Below are 14,852 nucleotides of genomic sequence, written 5' to 3' on the forward strand. Positions count from 1 at the left end.
GCGACGGAGGCGGCGACGATGATCGTCCGCATCGACGACGTCATCTCCTCCAGCTAACGGCCGCCTGCGACCGCAGCGCGAGCGGCATCGCCGCGAACTGACGTATCCGAACCGCACTTCTTTCGGACCGCTCCTCGATAGTCCGAGATCGTTCGAACTCGGCACGGAGCGGCTGAACCACCGAGCGACGGTTGATGTGTCATTACCACTCATACCAACTTCAGAGAGTCGCGTTTAACCGCCTCCGTCGAGTGGTTTTCCGTCGATGGACGCACGGACCCGACTGGAACACAACCTCGCCTCGGAGTCCGAAGCGTACGGCTACACGCTCGCCATCTGAGGGAGCGGTGCGTTGCTCATCCACGCGTTCGGCGTCCCCGGTATCGAGCGAGTGCTCGCGTTCGTCGGCGGCGCGCTCGTGGGATTCGGGACGCTCGCCGTCTTCGCGTTTCGCGGCGTCTCGAAGGAGGCGACGGTCACGGAGTCACCGTCGTCGCCATCGGCGGCACGCTCGGGGCCGCTCACGTGCTCTTGGCAGTCGTCCCCGACCGCTGGCCGCTCGCCGTCTTCGCCGCCACAGGGTTCGTCGCCACCGTCGCGTACAGCCTATTCTCTTGCTGGAGGAACTGGCGAGGCAGGCGATAGCGACGGTCGAAAACCGGTGACAGTCGAACCTGGAACGACTGTCGGCGAAAAGGGACAGACACGAGCTGGGACTCGTGGTGCGGCGACAGCGTCGGGTCCGTTCGCCCGACGCCCCGTGCCCACGGTAGTCGTCGCCGCGCATGGTCGTGGATTCGGGGTGTCCGGTGTTACCTGCGTTCACCTCCGGTGACCCGTTGGTCGGCGGCGGGCCGGACGGCAGGGCTGCTGACACCCGTCTCGTCGTGTCGTCGTCGGCCACGGCGTGCCCACGGGACCTGTCGTTCCAGCATACAATAGTTTAGGCGAACCTAAAATACAAAAACGTATCGGTTTTGGCTGGCCTAAATAGCGGCCGGCGAGCGGGCACGTTCACCACGTCAGTTCGACCGGCGCGCTCGTTTCGATGTCGAACGCCTCGTCGCCCCGACCCTGATTCACCGCGAGTTCGACGTTGCCGTGACTGCCGACAGTGACGAGCCGGTCACCCGGATCCACGGCGGCGTAGGCCCGCCGAACCGGAACCCGTTCGCCGCCGACAGTAATCGACTCGCCGAACGCATCTGTTACACTCTCACCCGGAACGTTCGTAATGACGTTCCCGAACCCGTCGATGACGAGCACTTCGCCCGTCGCGCCCTGGTCTCGGACGATTGGGTCCGGAAACCGCAGGTCGATCCACTCGTCGGCAGGCACGGTCTGGGTCAGCGACTCGACCGAATCGACGCCGGCCTCGTGGACGGTCGCCGCGGCGGGTGCGAACACGTCGCGGCCGTGGAACGTCGTACTCGCCGGGTCGTCGTAGGTCCACTCGAACATCTCGAAGTCACCACCGTCGGCAAGTTCGCGGGCCGCGGGCACGAGAACGCCGTTGTCCGGGCCGACTAATGCGTGGCCGCCGGCTCGGACGACCAGCGCCGCGCGATCGGTGCCGACCCCGGGGTCCACTACCACGCAGTGGACCGCCGGGGGAAAGTACGGAAGCGTCTGAGTCAGCCAGAACGCCGCCGCGCGAACGTCCTGCCGAGGGAAGTCGTGTGCGACGTCCTCGATGCGGGCGTCGCTCTCCCGACAGACGACGCCTTTCATCGCCGCGGGGTAGGGCGACCCGAAGTCTGAGCTGAGCGTTATCATTCTTCGTCGCCGATAGAGGGTTCGTCCACCGACTCATCTTCGGCCGTGTAGCGGTCCAGCGAGTCCGAGTCGGAGACGTGTTGTAGTCGCTTGACACCGTTGATCTCCTCGATCGTCTCCACGACGGGGTCGGGGACGCGGTCACGCCAGGACTCGTCGCGTATCATCCGCTCGCGTATCTCGCTGCCCTCCAGTCGGTCCCGGTCGAACATCGGCGACTGGCGGACCTCGATGCCGCTCTCCTCGAACAGTCGGACGACGAGGGGGTTGTTCGAGTACGCCACGTCGAAGTCCGGACACATGCTCTCGACGTGACTCACCCAGACGGCGTTGCGATTGATGTCCTCCAGGGGGACGACGTAGGTCCGCACGTCGAACTCGTCGACGGACTTCGTCAGCATCATGATTCGCTCGCCCGCGGTGAAGGGGTCGTGAGTCGTGTGTGAGTCGTCGGCGCTGCCGATACCGAGTACCAGCTCGTCAACTTCGTCGGCGATGCGTTCGACCATCGCGTGGTGGCCGTCGTGATAGGGCTGGAACCTGCCGATGTAGAACCCGCGCATGGCCGAGTGTGCGTCGGGTGATTTGATAAACCCGACGGCGACGGAATCACCGCGAACTGGCCCCAACTCGACCTACCGCCGTATTGCGGTTTTACCGGTGTGGCAAGGGCGGATGCGGGGAGAAAGTATATCAGTCGAGAGTCCTTCCAAGCGAGTGTTAGCAACGTTTGTATGAGCGATAACACCGACACAGACGCGGCTTCAGACCCCGACCGCGGGGGTGCCGACGCCGACGAGCAGGAGCAGGCCTCGGACCCGACGGTCGATGAGCCAACGAACGGCGACGAGCCAACGGCTGGTGACGAAGCTTCGTCGGATACGACACTCGGCAGCGACGTCGAGGTGGAGGGCCAGTCGATCGACGAGGAGGAAGAGGAGAACCTGCTCGGCGGTCTCAGTATCGACTCGACCGCGGAGATCGAAGTACCCGAGCGGCTCGTCGATCAGGTCATCGGGCAGGATCACGCCCGCGACGTCATCAAAAAGGCGGCCAAACAGCGCCGCCACGTGATGATGATCGGCTCTCCCGGGACGGGGAAGTCGATGCTGGCGAAAGCGATGAGCCAGTTGCTCCCGCGTGAGGAACTGCAAGACGTCCTGGTCTATCACAACCCCGACGACGGCAACGAACCGAAGGTTCGGACCGTCCCCGGCGGCAAGGGTGAACAGATCGTCGACGCCCACAAGGAGGAGGCCCGAAAGCGAAACCAGATGCGGACTTTCCTGATGTGGATCATCATCGCAATCGTCATCGGCTACGCGCTGATCATCCAGGGCTCGGTCCTGCTCGGCATCCTCGCAGCCGGTGTCATCTACCTCGCCTTCCGCTACGGCTCTCGGGGCAGCGATGCGATGATTCCGAACCTGCTGGTCAACAACGCCAGCCAGAAGACCGCGCCCTTCGAGGACGCGACCGGTGCCCACGCCGGTGCGCTGCTGGGTGACGTCCGCCACGACCCGTTCCAGTCCGGCGGCATGGAGACGCCCAGCCACGACCGCGTCGAACCCGGCGCGATCCACAAGGCCAACAAAGGCGTGCTGTTCGTCGACGAGATCAACACGCTCGACATCCGCAGCCAGCAGAAGCTGATGACAGCCATCCAGGAGGGCGAGTTCTCCATTACGGGCCAGTCCGAGCGCTCCTCGGGCGCGATGGTCCAGACCGAACCCGTCCCGACGGACTTCATCATGATCGCCGCGGGGAACTTAGACGCGATGGAGAACATGCACCCCGCGCTGCGCTCCCGTATCAAGGGGTACGGCTACGAGGTGTACATGGACGACACCATCGAAGACGACCCCGAGATGCGCCGGAAGTACACCCGGTTCATCGCACAGGAGGTCGAGAACGACGGCCGACTGCCCCACTTCACCGAGGGAGCCATCGAGGAAATCATCCTCGAAGCCCGCCGCCGCGCGGGTCGGAAGGGCCACCTCACCCTGAAACTCCGTGACCTCGGTGGTCTCGTTCGTGTCGCGGGGGACATCGCCCGCGCCGAGGACAGCGAGTTCACCGAACGCGCCGACGTGTTGCAGGCCAAACGGCGCTCGCGCTCCATCGAGCAACAGCTCGCCGACAACTACATCGAACGGCGCAAGGACTACGAACTCACCGTCAACACCGGCGACGTGATCGGCCGCGTCAACGGACTGGCGGTCATGGGCGAAGACTCGGGGATCGTCCTCCCGGTGATGGCGGAAGTCGCGCCCTCGCAGGGCCCCGGACAGGTCATCGCCACCGGGCAACTCCAAGAGATGGCCGAAGAGGCCGTCCAGAACGTCTCGGCCATCATCAAGAAGTTCAGCGACGAAGACATCTCCGAGAAGGACGTCCACATCCAGTTCGTCCAAGCCGGTGAGGGCGGCGTCGACGGCGACTCCGCCTCGATCACCGTCGCGACCGCCGTCATCTCGGCACTGGAGAACGTCCCGGTCGAGCAGAACATCGCCATGACCGGGTCGCTCTCCGTGCGCGGTGACGTCCTCCCGGTCGGCGGCGTCACCCACAAGATCGAGGCCGCCGCGAAGTCCGGTCTCGATACGGTCATCATCCCGGAAGCCAACACGCAGGACGTGATGATCGAAGAGGAGTACGAGGACATGATCGAGATCGTCCCGGTCTCTCACATCTCCGAAGTGCTGGAAGTCGCGCTGTCGGGCGAACCCGAGAAAGACTCGCTGGTCGACCGCCTGAAGTCCATCACGGGCAAGGCGCTCGACCACGAGGTCGGTCGACAGGGAAGCAGCAGTCCCAGTCCGCAGTAGATGCCCAAGTGGGCCGCCTTCGTCGGCCTGACGGCACTTCTTCTACTCGCGCTACTCGCGCTCGCACGACTCTCACAGGACGCCATCTCGACCGACGGGAGCGGTGTTTCCGCCGACCCCAGCAGACTGGACCGGAGTCGGATGGATGCGCTCGACGCCTCCGACCCGACCTTCCCGCGATTCGAAACCATCGAGGCCGCCCGCCAGCGCCGTCGCCTCGAACGCACTCTCGAATACGACGAACTCTCGACTGGCGCGTTGCTCGTCAACGTCGCGCTCACGCAGGGGCTGTTCGGCATTCTGGTGATCGCCGGAGGCTTTTACTTCCAGATTCCCCTCTCGGCGTTCGGCGTCACCGGCGACCCGCTCTCGACGGGCCTTCCGGCACTCGCGCTGGGCGTCGCGGCCGGCGTCGGCTTCTGGGTCGGCAACGAGCTCGCGGCCGCGCTCGCCGACGGGTTCGGCGTCGCCTTCGACGAGTCGCTCCGGGAATTGCTCGCGCCGGACTCGCCGGCCGGGTGGGTGGTCCTGCTCGGCGGCGTCTTGCCCACGATCGCGCTCGTCGAAGAACTGCTCTTTCGGGCGGCGGCCATCGGCGTACCAGTTGCGGGGCTGGACGCACCGCTGGCGCTCATGGTCGTCGTCTCCTCGGCGGCGTTCGCGTTGGGCCACGGCGCGCAGGGCCGAGTCGGTATCGTCGTCACTGGCGTCCTCGGCGTGGGACTCGCGGTGCTGTTCGTACTCACGAACAGCCTGCTTGCGGTCGTGGTCGCTCACTACCTCGTGAACGCGCTGGAACTCACCGTCCACGAGGGATTAGGTATCGACCGGCTCACTTCGCTCACCTGAACCGCAGAACTACAGTCCCTCGACGGCCCGCAACTTCTGTTCGACCGGCGGCGGCGCGGCGCTGGGGCCATCGCGCACGCGGTGGTCGGGAATCAGGAGCGGAACGGGATTCGCCGCCAGCGCCTCACGCACCTGCGTCAGGTCTTCTTGCTCGCTGGCGCTCAGGTCGGGCGTCATCCGGGCGATCTGTTCGACGGTGGCGTCCTCGCCGTAGGGGATCTCGCGGACGGCTTCGAGGACCTTGCGCTGGTTCGTCGGGACCGTCAGGCCGACGGTCACGTCCGCGAAGTCGTCCTCGTCTCCGTTGAGGTAGTCCTCGATGCGGTCCAACAGCGGGTGGTCTTCGGCGCTGTCCTCATCCGGTTGGTTCGGGAACGACAGCGAGATGATCCGGTCGCCGGCCTCGCCGAACTGGACGAAACAGTCGAGATACGCCGACTCGCGGGCGTAGATGCCTGCGTCCGTCGTGGGTGCGTCCATACGCTGGTGCAAGGGCCGGTCGGGCCTTCAAGATTCCCACGTCATGGACGACAACACTTATGTACACTTCTGTACGTTAGTGTTCAGTAATGGAATCCAATGCGGGATTGGCACCGGAAGTCGAGTCGATACTCGCGGCGGCGCGCGACCGGGGCGGTGGCGGCGAACGGGTGGCTGTCGACGCTCGGTCGCTGCCTGCCGCCTTCGAGGCGGCCGAGGCCGATGGGCGCGCTCCCATCGTCGCGGAGGTGAAACCGACCAGTCCGACCGCCGACGGCGAGCGAACGGACGATCCGGTCGAACTCGCCGAGCAGATGGTCGAGGGCGGCGCGGCGGCGCTGTCGGTCCTGACCGAACCCGAGCACTTCGGCGGCTCTGCAGAGACGCTAGCGCGCGTTCGTGAGGCGGTGGACGTCCCGGTGCTCCGGAAGGACTTCCTCCTCCACGAAGACCAACTAGACGTCGTTGAGGCCGACGTGGTTCTCCTCATCGTCCGATTCTTGGACGAAGAAGGCACCGACGACCTCGAAGACCTGCTTGCGGCGGCGCGTGAGCGAGGCTTTCAGGTGCTCGTCGAGGCTCACACCGCCGAGGAGGTCGAACGGGCCGTCGCGGCCGGTGCGGATATCGTCGGCGTCAACAACCGCGACCTGGCGAGACTCGAAGTCGACCTGGAGACGTTCCCGGCGGCGGCGACGGCAGCCCCCGAGAGCGTCACGCTCATTGCGGAAAGTGGCATAGAGACACCGGACGACGTCGCGCGGATGCGCGAGGCCGGAGCCGACGCGTTGCTCGTCGGGTCGGCTATCATGGACCACGGCGGGGACTCCGACGTGGCCGAAAACACTCGGCGACTGACACAGGCGGAGACTGACACATGAGTACTGACGACGCACACGACCCCAAGTTCGGCGAGTACGGCGGACAGTACGTGCCCGAGGCGTTGATGCCAGCCATCGAGGAGTTGGCCGACGCCTACGAGCGATACGTACTGGAGAACGAAGACGGCTTCATGGACGAGTTCCGGCGGCGACTCGCCGACTTCGGCGGTCGCCCGACGCCGCTCCAGCACGCCGAGCAACTGTCGGACCGTTACGACACGGAGGTTTATCTCAAGCGGGAGGACCTCGTCCACGGCGGCGCACACAAACTCAACAACGCGCTCGGACAGGTCCTGCTGGCGAAGTATATGGGCAAAGAGCGCATCATCGCCGAGACGGGCGCGGGCCAGCACGGCACCGCGACGGCGATGGCTGCCGCCCACCTCGATATGCCCTGTGAGATTTACATGGGTGAGACGGACATCGCCCGCCAACGCCCCAACGTCTTCAGAATACGCATCAACGGCGCGGAGGTCAACCCCGTCACGGTTGGTCGGGGTACGCTGAAGGAGGCGATTTCGGAGACGATGCGCGACTGGGCGACCACTGTCGAGGAGACCCACTACGTCATCGGGAGCGTCGTCGGCCCACATCCGTTCCCAAAGATGGTACGGGACTTTCAGGCAGTCATCTCCGAGGAGGCCCGCGAACAGGCCATCGAGCAGACGGGCGGTCTGCCCGATTCGGTCGTCGCCTGCGCCGGCGGCGGGTCGAACACAATGGGTGCGTTCGCGGAGTTCGTCGACGACGATGGCGTGGAACAGAGTTCCGCGGATAGTCGAGCGGCGGAGGCGCGAGGCCGCGTCGAACTCTACGCCGTCGAGGCCGGGGGCTCCTCGCTCGAAGTCGACGAGGAGGAAGGCGTCGCGCCCAACTCCGCGACGCTCTCGACCGGCGGTGAGGGCGTCCTCCACGGCGCGCGAACGAAGCTCCTCCAAGATTCGGACGGCCAGATCATGGAGTCACACTCCGTCTCGGCCGGACTGGACTACGCTGGCGTCGGCCCGGAGCTCGCCCACCTCGTCGACGAGGGGCGCGTGACACCGGCCAACGTCGACGACGACGACGCACTAGAGGCGTTCCATCGCCTCTCACAGGACGAAGGTATCATCCCGGCACTGGAGACAGCCCACGCCTTCGGGTATCTGGAGGAACACCACGACGAACTGGGTGATACCGTCATCGTCAACGTCTCCGGACGCGGGGACAAGGACTTGGAGACGGTCGTTGAGGAGACGAGCAAGCGCGACCTCGATATTGCACCCGATATGTCGATACTCAACCGAGTCGGTGGCGGTGGTCTCTGATGGGTCTCGAACGTGCCTTCGCGGATGAACCCGCGTTCGTCCCGTATCTCGCCGCGGGCGACCCGAACTACGAGGACTCGCTGGCCTACGTCGAAGCGCTCGCCGAGGGCGGCGCGGACGTCATCGAACTCGGCCTGCCGTTCTCGGAACCAATCGCGGAGGGCAAGACGATTCAGGACGCCATCGTCCGTTCGCTCGACGCCGGGATGACCCCCGGGCGGTTCTTCGAGTTCGTCGATGATCTCGACGTGGACGTGCCGCTGGTCTGTATGACCTACTACAACCTGATCTATCAGTACGGGGATAGCGAGGCGCAACGCGCCTCGGAGAGCGCGAGCGGTGCAACCGCGAGCGAGGAGGGGCCTCGCCCCTTCGTCGAGAAGGCGGCTGACGTGGGCATCGAAGGGTTCGTCGTCCCCGACCTGCCCGCCGAGGAAGCGGGTCCGCTCCGAGACGCGTGCGACGAGTTCGGGCTCGACCTGATCTTCATCGTCGCGCCGACGACAGAGGGCGACCGACTCGACCGGATGCGCGAGCAGATTTCGGGATACGTCTACGTGCAGGCCCGGATGGGCGTCACCGGTGCGCGCGACGACGTGGACGATGCGACCGGCGCGTCGCTCGCTCGCTTATCCGATTGGGATGTCCCGAAAGCAGTCGGCTTCGGTATCAAGACCGGCGACCACGCCGAGGAGATCGTCGCCGCGGGGGCCGACGGCGTCATCGTCGGCTCCGCCCTCGTCGACATCGTCGCCGACGGCTACGAGAACGACAGGCCGACCGAGGCAGTCGCCGCGGACCTCGAATCGCTCGCCCGCGAACTCAAGGAGGGGGCCCTCCGTGGGGCACAGGAACGGCCGCAACCGGAACGCACATAATCACTCTTGCCACAGTCTCGCATAACATGAACGCAGGGAAACGAACACGACTGGACCGCATCGGGACAGACGACCGCTACGTCGTCGTTCCGATGGACCACGGTATCACGATGGGAGCCGTAACGGGACTCAAAGACATCGAATCGACGATCGACGCGATCACGCGGGGCGGAGCCGACTCCATTCTCACGCAACGCGGCATCGCTGGCCGCGTCCATCCGAACAAGAACGACGCGGGCTACATCGCCCATCTCAACGGCTCGACTAACATCGGCCCCGACGAGGACGACAAGCGCCGTACCGGCACCGTCGAGGACGCCATCCGCGCCGGGGCCGACGCCGTCTCGTTCCACATCAACGTCGGCAGCGAGTACGAACGCGAACAGATCGCCGGGCTCGCCGAGCTGACCGGCGAGGCCGAACGCTACGGACTGCCGGTGCTAGCGATGACCTACGCTCGCGGGCCGGAGATCGACCCCGAGGCCGAGGACTTCAACCAGGCGGTCGGCCACGCCGTCCGCCTCGGCGAGGAGCTCGGCGCTGACGTCGTCAAGACTGCCTACACCGGTGACGCAGAGACGTTCCAGCACGTCGTCGAGTCCACGTCGCTGCCGGTGGTCATCGCTGGCGGCTCGCGTGGCACGGACGAGGAGACCTTGGAGATGGTTCGCGGCGCGATGGACGCCGGTGCCGCCGGCGTCTCGATGGGTCGGTCGGTGTTCCAGCACGAGGACCCCGAGAAGATAACCCGGGCTGTCGCCAGCGTCGTCCACGACGACAGTGAGGCGGCCGACGCGCTCCGGGACGCCGGACTGGCCGTCGAAGCTTAGAAGCCGAACAGCGACCGTATCTGTGACCCGATCGAGGTAGTGTCGTTGTCTGCCGTTTTCGAGGTGTCTTCCACTGGTTCAGCGTCGTCGCTGCCCGGGTCCTCGACACTGCTCTCGGACCGAGTCGTCGGTGCTGTCTCGGATGTCACCGCCGAATCGTCGCCACTCTCCGTCTGTGAACCGGACTGGTCGCCGGATTCGGTGGTGACGGCATCGCGGGCATCGTCGGCCGCCGCGCCCTCTTCGTCGGCAGTTCTGTCGTCTCCGCTGGGATCCATACCGACGCGCCGGTCATCGGCCGACGGCGAGTGAGTTGTCGACTCGTCGCCGAGCAAGCCCACGTCTAATACGGAGTCGTCTGGTTCCGCTGTCGTCGCCGTGTCGTCGTCGGTCTCTCCGTCGTCACTATCTTCCGTAGCGAGATCGGCGGTCACCGCTCTCCCGTACTTCTCTGGGGACACCGCTCCCCCGCCATGCTGCCCGTCTGCGGTCGATACGTCGGTCACGCCGACGGCGTCCGACCGGTCAGCGAAGCCAGTCTCGGGGCTCGCCGCCGCGGCCGTCGCGGCCGTCGCCTCCGGGTTGGCCGCCGTCGGTTCCGCGACGAGTTGCCGGGCTATCTTCCGATAGGCGACGGCGGCACCACTCTGGGGCGCGTTCGCCACGACGGGTCGGCCCGCGTCCTGCGAGTGGGGAACGGCATCGTCCTCGGGGACGTGGCCGAGCAACTCCACGTCGAGGAACTCCGAGATCCGATCCGCGCCGGGTGAGGCACCCGTCCCGGACTTCGTCAGGACGAGCCCGCGAACGTCGGTGTCGACGCGCTCTGCCAGTTCCTTCGTGTTTCGGACGTTCCGAATCGAGGCGACTCGGGGCGTCGAGACGAGCAACGTCTCGTCGGCCAACTGCATCGGCCGAACGGTCTCCTCGCTCAGCCCCGCGGGGGTATCGAGTATCACTACGTCGTAGTGCCACCGGAGCGTCTCGACCACCTCGGACAGTCGGTCTAAGTCCGTCTCCGCGTATCCGTCGAGGTCCGTCCCGCTCGGGACGACGGAGAGTCCCGTTTCGGTCTCGTAGACGGCGGAGTTCACCTCGGCCTCACCGGCGAGGACGTCGTGGAGTGTCGTCGCCGTCCGCACGTCGATGTCCATTTCGAGGAAGTCGACGAGGTTCGCCATCGCTAGGTCCAGTTCCACTGTGACCGTAGAACAGCCGGCTTCCGCCAGCGACGCCCCGAGGTTGATACTCGTCGTCGTCTTCCCGACGCCGCCCTTTGCACCAGCGACCGTGTAGACGTGATTCGTGACCATTCGTGACAACTACCTAACTCCCGACCGAGTCCTGTTATGGCGCTAATTTATCAAAGAAACTGATAACTCTACCGTCCACGTTTTCAACGCTGAAAACCGAGTGAGGCCGCGGCGCTGAGTCCGCCACGTTCAAGCCCCACCGTCGCGGACGTGGCTCTATGACACGAAGCGTGTGGCTCAAGGCCGACGACGAGGTCGGCGACTGGGAGGCGCGAAAGCGGCGCATCACCGCCGGACTCGAAGCGGGCGTAGACTGGGTACTGGTCGACGAAGCGGACGTAGACCGTGTCAGAGACCTCGGCTCGGTCAACGTCGCCGCGTTCACGAACGGCGACGTCCACGTCATGGAGGCCGAGGCCGAGGAGTCCGACGCCGACGCGACCATCGTCGGCAAGGACGGCGAAGGCGACGGCACCGTCGACCTCCCCTCTGATTTCTCCGGCTCTGCGGACCTCTCCTCGCTCCGGCAGAACGGCGCGGCCCCCGAGGGTGGCTACGTCCGTATCTTCAACGAGGACTACGAGGCCTTCGCCGAGGAAGTGGCGACGGAAGCCGACTTCACCATCGTCATCGGCGAGGACTGGCAGATCATTCCGCTAGAAAACCTCATCGCTCGCGTCGGCGACGAGACGGACCTCATCACCGGCGTCACCTCCGCAGAGGACGCCCGCACGGCCTACGAGACGCTGGAACACGGCGTCGACGGCGTCTTACTCGACACCGACGACATCGACGAAATCAGAAAGACCGTCGACGTGCGCGACGAGATGGGCCGTGAGCAACTGGAGTTGGAGTACGCCGAAGTGACCGCTATCGAGCAGACGGGGTCGGCAGACCGGGTCTGTATCGACACGGGCAACCTGATGGAACACGACGAGGGGATGCTCGTCGGGTCGATGGCCCGCGGGCTCTTCTTCGTTCACGCCGAGACGGCCGAGTCGCCGTACGTCGCCTCGCGGCCGTTCCGAGTCAACGCCGGGGCCGTCCACGCCTACGTCCGCACGCCCGACGGCGGGACGAAGTACCTCTCGGAGCTTCAGTCCGGCGACGAGGTTCAGGTCGTCGATTCGAGCGGTCGCACCCGCGAGGCCATCGTCGGCCGCGCGAAGATAGAGAAACGGCCGATGTTCCGCGTGCAGGCCGAGACCGAGGAGGGCGACCGTATCGAGACGCTGTTACAGAACGCAGAGACCATCAAGGTCCACACGCGCGACGGCCGTACTGCCGTCACGGACCTCGAACCAGGCGACGAGCTCCTCGTCTACCACGAAGACACGGCGACACACTTCGGCGAGAAGATCGAAGAGAGCATCATCGAGAAGTAATCGAATCGGGCGGTGTTTTTCTCTACTGCTCGGCTTCGGCGTCCGCCTCGGTCCGGTACTGGTCGAGTTCGGTCGTACACCAGTGACAGAATTCGATGTCGTCGTCGAGTTCCTTTCCGCAGCTGGGGCATTTCGTGCCTTCGAGGACCTCAGTGGTCACGTTCCCGCGAGTCGCCATCCAGTAGGCGTCGACCATGTTCAGAGCGGTGATGGCCAACACGGCGACCGAGGCTTCGAGCGGGACGTTCTGGGCGGCCGCCAGTAGATTCTCGAAGGTAAACCCGTTCTGTAGCGGAGCCATCGCGTTCCCGTCGATGAGCAGGGTTGTCGTGGTGTAGACGAGGCCGAACCAGAGAACTGCGCGTAACCACTCCCGGAGGTAAACGTGTCCCAGCCCGGGGTAGAGAAAGGCGAGTACGGCGGCGAGCCACGGCCGCTTTCGCCCGGTCTCAGCCATACTCCCCGAATCAGAGGCCCACGCTCCTATATCTTCCGAACCAGTGAGGAACTGGCCCGAATCGGCTGCCTTCGACCGGAGGTACCGTTTTCACCGCTCGCTACCAGTTCCGTCTATGGACGTGGTTCCAGACGACCGATCGGAGACCGTCGAAGTCGAACCGGGCGTCTTCCTCACGCAACTGGCGGCGGGCGCGGAGATGAGTATCCAGCATCTCCGCATCGAACCGGGCGGGCGCGTCCCCGAGCACAGCCACCACCACGAGCAAGTGGGATTCGTCTATCAGGGAGCGCAGACCTTCGTCCTCGACGGCGGCGAGACGGTGACTGTCGAGCCTGGCGAGTCCTATCGGCTGGAGAGCCACGAAGTTCACGCCGCCGAGAACCGCGGCGACGAGGCGCTGCTGGCCATCGACGTATTCAGTCCGCCGCGGCCGAATCCCGATTGGCTGGAGTAGCGACGCGGTCGAGAGACCCCGTCACCGCAATACGAGGAGATAGGTCAGGACGGCGAGAAACAGCGCCGTGAGGAGGACAGTCCGAATCGTGAACGCGGCCAACTCGAAGAAGCTCAACCCCCAGACGAGAACGGTACTGAACGCGAGCGATAGTAGCAAGTCGAGCACCAGCAAGACCCGGATGTCTCCGTCGCCGTTCCCGGCCATGGCGCTACTGTCGTGTCCACGTTCATATACGTATGGGGAGGACACGCAGTATCGGCGCGAATGAGAGCCTTGATATATCGTTCAGATAGATTGACAGACGATGATACGGAATCGTAACGGAACGCCCGTCGACCCCGTCCCCTTTCTGGTCGTCAGCGGACTGGGCGTCGCGGTAAGCTTCTCTTTCGGCCCGATTTACGTCATGGAGTTCGGTGCGTCGCTTCCGTTTTCGCTATCGATTGCTGGCCTCGTCGCGCTGGGGACGGCAGCCGTGGCCTACCACCGCTACGTCTGGACTGCGCGGCCCGAACTGCGCAGCGAGATTCCGGCCGACGTCCGGCTGGGGAGACTACTGTACGGCATGGTCGTCGGCTTTTTCTTCGTCGTCGCGCTCGCGCTCCCGCTCGTCGCCGGCGGCCTGTGATTGGCCGCCGCGCTCTGTCGCCGGAAGCCCGTGGAACTATGCCCGAGGAGAGCGACTGCGGGTCCATGCGCGAGGTGGAACGCACGCGGTTCGTGGCGGCGACGCCCGCCGAACTCGCTCGCTCGCTGTCTCCGGCGACCGTTCTCGACCACGAGGGGACCTTCAGCGTCGTCGAGAGCGAGGAGAGCGACGCTGGCCAGCGAGTCACGGCCCGCGGCGGCGGTGTGGAAGCAGTCTTCGTCTTCGAAGAGCGCGGGGATGCTCTCTACTACCGACAGATCGGTGAGCAGGGCCCCTTCGAGTCGATGGAGACGACGCTGACGTACCAGTCGAAAGACCACGGTAGCGAGGTGGCGGTGCGGTCCGCAGTCGGTCTCGGCCTCCCGCTTTCGTCACTGACGGACCGCATCGCCGCGTGGAAGCGAGGCGGCGAACTCGACCGGCTGCTCGACCGGCTCGCCGACGAATATCGATAGCGCGCTGTCGTTCTGTATCGACGCTGCCCGGGATACTCCGTCGGATATGTGCGGGCCGTACAAATCCCCACGAACGTTTATGTCTTTTTGGACGAAATGGTGACACATGGGTATTTTGAGTGCAGTCGAGGAGATACTGCGGGCCTCGACGCAGTCGGCTGATCGAGGCGACAGCGCCGGAGAGACGTCGACGGGGGCGTACTGGTGTGATGACTGCAGCGAGCGAATCAGAGACGTCGACGTGACCGGCACAGAGCCACCGAACTGTCCCAACTGCGACGAGGAAATGCGGTTCGAACGGGCGGCGATCTCCACCGGCTGTGCGTGCTGACTCGCCAGAACACGTATATCACCGACGCCTGTT

General features: G+C 65.1%; 20 protein-coding genes. 11 read left to right on the forward strand and 9 right to left on the reverse strand.

Going from position 1 to position 14,852, the window contains the following annotated elements:
* Positions 1 to 321: 321 nt before the first annotated feature.
* From E4S61_RS01420 to E4S61_RS01435, 5 genes are all read right to left on the reverse strand, one after another.
* Positions 322 to 525, reverse strand: a complete 204-nt coding sequence (locus E4S61_RS01420) for a hypothetical protein (protein ID WP_135302120.1) — start codon at positions 523 to 525, stop codon at positions 322 to 324.
* On the reverse strand, positions 522 to 707 hold the full coding sequence (locus E4S61_RS01425; RefSeq protein WP_135302121.1) for a hypothetical protein: 186 nt from the start codon (positions 705 to 707) through the stop codon (positions 522 to 524). Before E4S61_RS01425 ends, E4S61_RS01420 begins: the two co-directional genes overlap by 4 nt.
* A 105-nt stretch (positions 708 to 812) precedes the next feature.
* Positions 813 to 935: a hypothetical protein gene (locus tag E4S61_RS26455; protein WP_280663078.1), complete on the reverse strand. Its 123-nt coding sequence runs from the start codon at positions 933 to 935 to the stop codon at positions 813 to 815.
* Between the two features lie 79 nt (positions 936 to 1,014).
* Positions 1,015 to 1,776, reverse strand: coding sequence for an SAM hydrolase/SAM-dependent halogenase family protein (locus tag E4S61_RS01430; protein WP_135302122.1), 762 nt, complete (start codon positions 1,774 to 1,776; stop codon positions 1,015 to 1,017).
* Positions 1,773 to 2,339 (reverse strand): nicotinamide-nucleotide adenylyltransferase, encoded by a 567-nt coding sequence (locus E4S61_RS01435; protein WP_135302123.1) that lies wholly within the window; start codon positions 2,337 to 2,339, stop codon positions 1,773 to 1,775. The genes E4S61_RS01430 and E4S61_RS01435 overlap by 4 nt, the downstream gene beginning before the upstream one ends.
* Positions 2,340 to 2,510: 171 nt before the next feature.
* Here E4S61_RS01435 and lonB point away from each other — a divergent pair, with 171 nt between their 5' ends.
* Both lonB and E4S61_RS01445 read left to right on the forward strand, forming a co-directional pair.
* On the forward strand, positions 2,511 to 4,604 hold the full coding sequence (lonB, locus tag E4S61_RS01440) for an ATP-dependent protease LonB (protein ID WP_135302124.1): 2,094 nt from the start codon (positions 2,511 to 2,513) through the stop codon (positions 4,602 to 4,604).
* The gene (locus E4S61_RS01445; RefSeq protein WP_135302125.1) at positions 4,605 to 5,453 is read left to right on the forward strand and encodes a CPBP family intramembrane glutamic endopeptidase; all 849 of its coding nucleotides are present in this window, start codon (positions 4,605 to 4,607) and stop codon (positions 5,451 to 5,453) included.
* 9 nt (positions 5,454 to 5,462) lie between these two features.
* Here the strand turns inward: E4S61_RS01445 and E4S61_RS01450 are convergent, their stop codons facing one another.
* Complete coding sequence (locus E4S61_RS01450; RefSeq protein WP_135302126.1) at positions 5,463 to 5,933, reverse strand: methylated-DNA--[protein]-cysteine S-methyltransferase; 471 nt, start codon at positions 5,931 to 5,933, stop codon at positions 5,463 to 5,465.
* 89 nt (positions 5,934 to 6,022) lie between these two features.
* On the opposite strand from E4S61_RS01450, the gene trpC reads away from it, so the two are divergent.
* The 4 genes from trpC to E4S61_RS01470 are packed head-to-tail and all read left to right on the forward strand — an operon-like array spanning position 6,023 to position 9,829.
* Positions 6,023 to 6,814, forward strand: coding sequence for an indole-3-glycerol phosphate synthase (gene trpC / locus E4S61_RS01455; protein ID WP_135302127.1), 792 nt, complete (start codon positions 6,023 to 6,025; stop codon positions 6,812 to 6,814).
* The gene (gene trpB, locus E4S61_RS01460) at positions 6,811 to 8,121 is read left to right on the forward strand and encodes a tryptophan synthase subunit beta (RefSeq protein WP_135302128.1); all 1,311 of its coding nucleotides are present in this window, start codon (positions 6,811 to 6,813) and stop codon (positions 8,119 to 8,121) included. Before trpC ends, trpB begins: the two co-directional genes overlap by 4 nt.
* A complete protein-coding gene (gene trpA / locus E4S61_RS01465) occupies positions 8,121 to 8,999 on the forward strand; it encodes a tryptophan synthase subunit alpha (RefSeq protein WP_135302129.1) in 879 nt (292 codons plus the stop codon). Before trpB ends, trpA begins: the two co-directional genes overlap by 1 nt.
* A gap of 26 nt (positions 9,000 to 9,025) precedes the next feature.
* Complete coding sequence (locus E4S61_RS01470) at positions 9,026 to 9,829, forward strand: 2-amino-3,7-dideoxy-D-threo-hept-6-ulosonate synthase (RefSeq protein ID WP_135302130.1); 804 nt, start codon at positions 9,026 to 9,028, stop codon at positions 9,827 to 9,829.
* Here the strand turns inward: E4S61_RS01470 and minD are convergent.
* Positions 9,826 to 11,142: a cell division ATPase MinD gene (gene minD / locus E4S61_RS01475; protein ID WP_135303253.1), complete on the reverse strand. Its 1,317-nt coding sequence runs from the start codon at positions 11,140 to 11,142 to the stop codon at positions 9,826 to 9,828. The genes E4S61_RS01470 and minD overlap by 4 nt on opposite strands.
* A gap of 158 nt (positions 11,143 to 11,300) precedes the next feature.
* Here minD and E4S61_RS01480 point away from each other — a divergent pair, with 158 nt between their 5' ends.
* Positions 11,301 to 12,467 (forward strand): 3-dehydroquinate synthase II, encoded by a 1,167-nt coding sequence (locus E4S61_RS01480; RefSeq protein ID WP_135302131.1) that lies wholly within the window; start codon positions 11,301 to 11,303, stop codon positions 12,465 to 12,467.
* A gap of 22 nt (positions 12,468 to 12,489) precedes the next feature.
* On the opposite strand, the gene E4S61_RS01485 is transcribed toward E4S61_RS01480, so the two are convergent.
* Positions 12,490 to 12,924 carry a zinc ribbon domain-containing protein gene (locus E4S61_RS01485; protein ID WP_135302132.1) on the reverse strand — a complete coding sequence of 145 codons (435 nt, stop codon included), beginning with the start codon at positions 12,922 to 12,924 and terminating at the stop codon, positions 12,490 to 12,492.
* A 115-nt stretch (positions 12,925 to 13,039) separates the two neighbouring features.
* Here E4S61_RS01485 and E4S61_RS01490 point away from each other — a divergent pair, with 115 nt between their 5' ends.
* The gene (locus tag E4S61_RS01490) at positions 13,040 to 13,381 is read left to right on the forward strand and encodes a cupin domain-containing protein (protein WP_135302133.1); all 342 of its coding nucleotides are present in this window, start codon (positions 13,040 to 13,042) and stop codon (positions 13,379 to 13,381) included.
* A 21-nt stretch (positions 13,382 to 13,402) separates the two neighbouring features.
* Here E4S61_RS01490 and E4S61_RS01495 read toward each other — a convergent pair whose 3' ends face one another.
* Positions 13,403 to 13,588 (reverse strand): hypothetical protein, encoded by a 186-nt coding sequence (locus E4S61_RS01495; RefSeq protein ID WP_135302134.1) that lies wholly within the window; start codon positions 13,586 to 13,588, stop codon positions 13,403 to 13,405.
* Positions 13,589 to 13,688: 100 nt separating this feature from the next.
* Here E4S61_RS01495 and E4S61_RS01500 point away from each other — a divergent pair, with 100 nt between their 5' ends.
* The 3 genes from E4S61_RS01500 (at position 13,689) to E4S61_RS01510 (ending at position 14,819) form a co-directional block, all read left to right on the forward strand.
* Positions 13,689 to 14,012: a hypothetical protein gene (locus E4S61_RS01500; protein ID WP_135302135.1), complete on the forward strand. Its 324-nt coding sequence runs from the start codon at positions 13,689 to 13,691 to the stop codon at positions 14,010 to 14,012.
* Positions 14,013 to 14,050: 38 nt separating this feature from the next.
* Positions 14,051 to 14,488, forward strand: coding sequence for an SRPBCC family protein (locus tag E4S61_RS01505; protein WP_245180534.1), 438 nt, complete (start codon positions 14,051 to 14,053; stop codon positions 14,486 to 14,488).
* 106 nt (positions 14,489 to 14,594) lie between these two features.
* Positions 14,595 to 14,819 (forward strand): hypothetical protein, encoded by a 225-nt coding sequence (locus tag E4S61_RS01510; RefSeq protein ID WP_135302136.1) that lies wholly within the window; start codon positions 14,595 to 14,597, stop codon positions 14,817 to 14,819.
* The last annotated feature ends 33 nt before the right edge of the window (positions 14,820 to 14,852 follow it).

The sequence above is a fragment of the Haloarcula amylovorans genome (assembly GCF_004681185.1).
Classification (GTDB): Archaea; Halobacteriota; Halobacteria; order Halobacteriales; family Haloarculaceae; genus Haloarcula; species Haloarcula amylovorans.

Excerpts from the sequence above, each read along its gene's own strand:
- trpC (WP_135302127.1), top strand. The coding sequence starts at position 6,023 with ATGGAATCCAATGCGGGATTGGCACCGGAAGTCGAGTCGATACTCGCG.
- E4S61_RS01445 (WP_135302125.1), top strand. The coding sequence starts at position 4,605 with ATGCCCAAGTGGGCCGCCTTCGTCGGCCTGACGGCACTTCTTCTACTC.
- E4S61_RS01435 (WP_135302123.1), bottom strand. The coding sequence starts at position 2,339 with ATGCGCGGGTTCTACATCGGCAGGTTCCAGCCCTATCACGACGGCCAC.
- E4S61_RS01500 (WP_135302135.1), top strand. The coding sequence starts at position 13,689 with ATGATACGGAATCGTAACGGAACGCCCGTCGACCCCGTCCCCTTTCTG.
- minD (WP_135303253.1), bottom strand. The coding sequence starts at position 11,142 with ATGGTCACGAATCACGTCTACACGGTCGCTGGTGCAAAGGGCGGCGTC.
- E4S61_RS01485 (WP_135302132.1), bottom strand. The coding sequence starts at position 12,924 with ATGGCTGAGACCGGGCGAAAGCGGCCGTGGCTCGCCGCCGTACTCGCC.
- E4S61_RS01450 (WP_135302126.1), bottom strand. The coding sequence starts at position 5,933 with ATGGACGCACCCACGACGGACGCAGGCATCTACGCCCGCGAGTCGGCG.
- trpB (WP_135302128.1), top strand. The coding sequence starts at position 6,811 with ATGAGTACTGACGACGCACACGACCCCAAGTTCGGCGAGTACGGCGGA.
- E4S61_RS01510 (WP_135302136.1), top strand. The coding sequence starts at position 14,595 with ATGGGTATTTTGAGTGCAGTCGAGGAGATACTGCGGGCCTCGACGCAG.
- E4S61_RS01505 (WP_245180534.1), top strand. The coding sequence starts at position 14,051 with ATGCCCGAGGAGAGCGACTGCGGGTCCATGCGCGAGGTGGAACGCACG.
- E4S61_RS01430 (WP_135302122.1), bottom strand. The coding sequence starts at position 1,776 with ATGATAACGCTCAGCTCAGACTTCGGGTCGCCCTACCCCGCGGCGATG.
- E4S61_RS01480 (WP_135302131.1), top strand. The coding sequence starts at position 11,301 with ATGACACGAAGCGTGTGGCTCAAGGCCGACGACGAGGTCGGCGACTGG.
- trpA (WP_135302129.1), top strand. The coding sequence starts at position 8,121 with ATGGGTCTCGAACGTGCCTTCGCGGATGAACCCGCGTTCGTCCCGTAT.
- lonB (WP_135302124.1), top strand. The coding sequence starts at position 2,511 with ATGAGCGATAACACCGACACAGACGCGGCTTCAGACCCCGACCGCGGG.
- E4S61_RS01470 (WP_135302130.1), top strand. The coding sequence starts at position 9,026 with ATGAACGCAGGGAAACGAACACGACTGGACCGCATCGGGACAGACGAC.
- E4S61_RS01490 (WP_135302133.1), top strand. The coding sequence starts at position 13,040 with ATGGACGTGGTTCCAGACGACCGATCGGAGACCGTCGAAGTCGAACCG.
- E4S61_RS26455 (WP_280663078.1), bottom strand. The coding sequence starts at position 935 with ATGCTGGAACGACAGGTCCCGTGGGCACGCCGTGGCCGACGACGACAC.
- E4S61_RS01495 (WP_135302134.1), bottom strand. The coding sequence starts at position 13,588 with ATGGCCGGGAACGGCGACGGAGACATCCGGGTCTTGCTGGTGCTCGAC.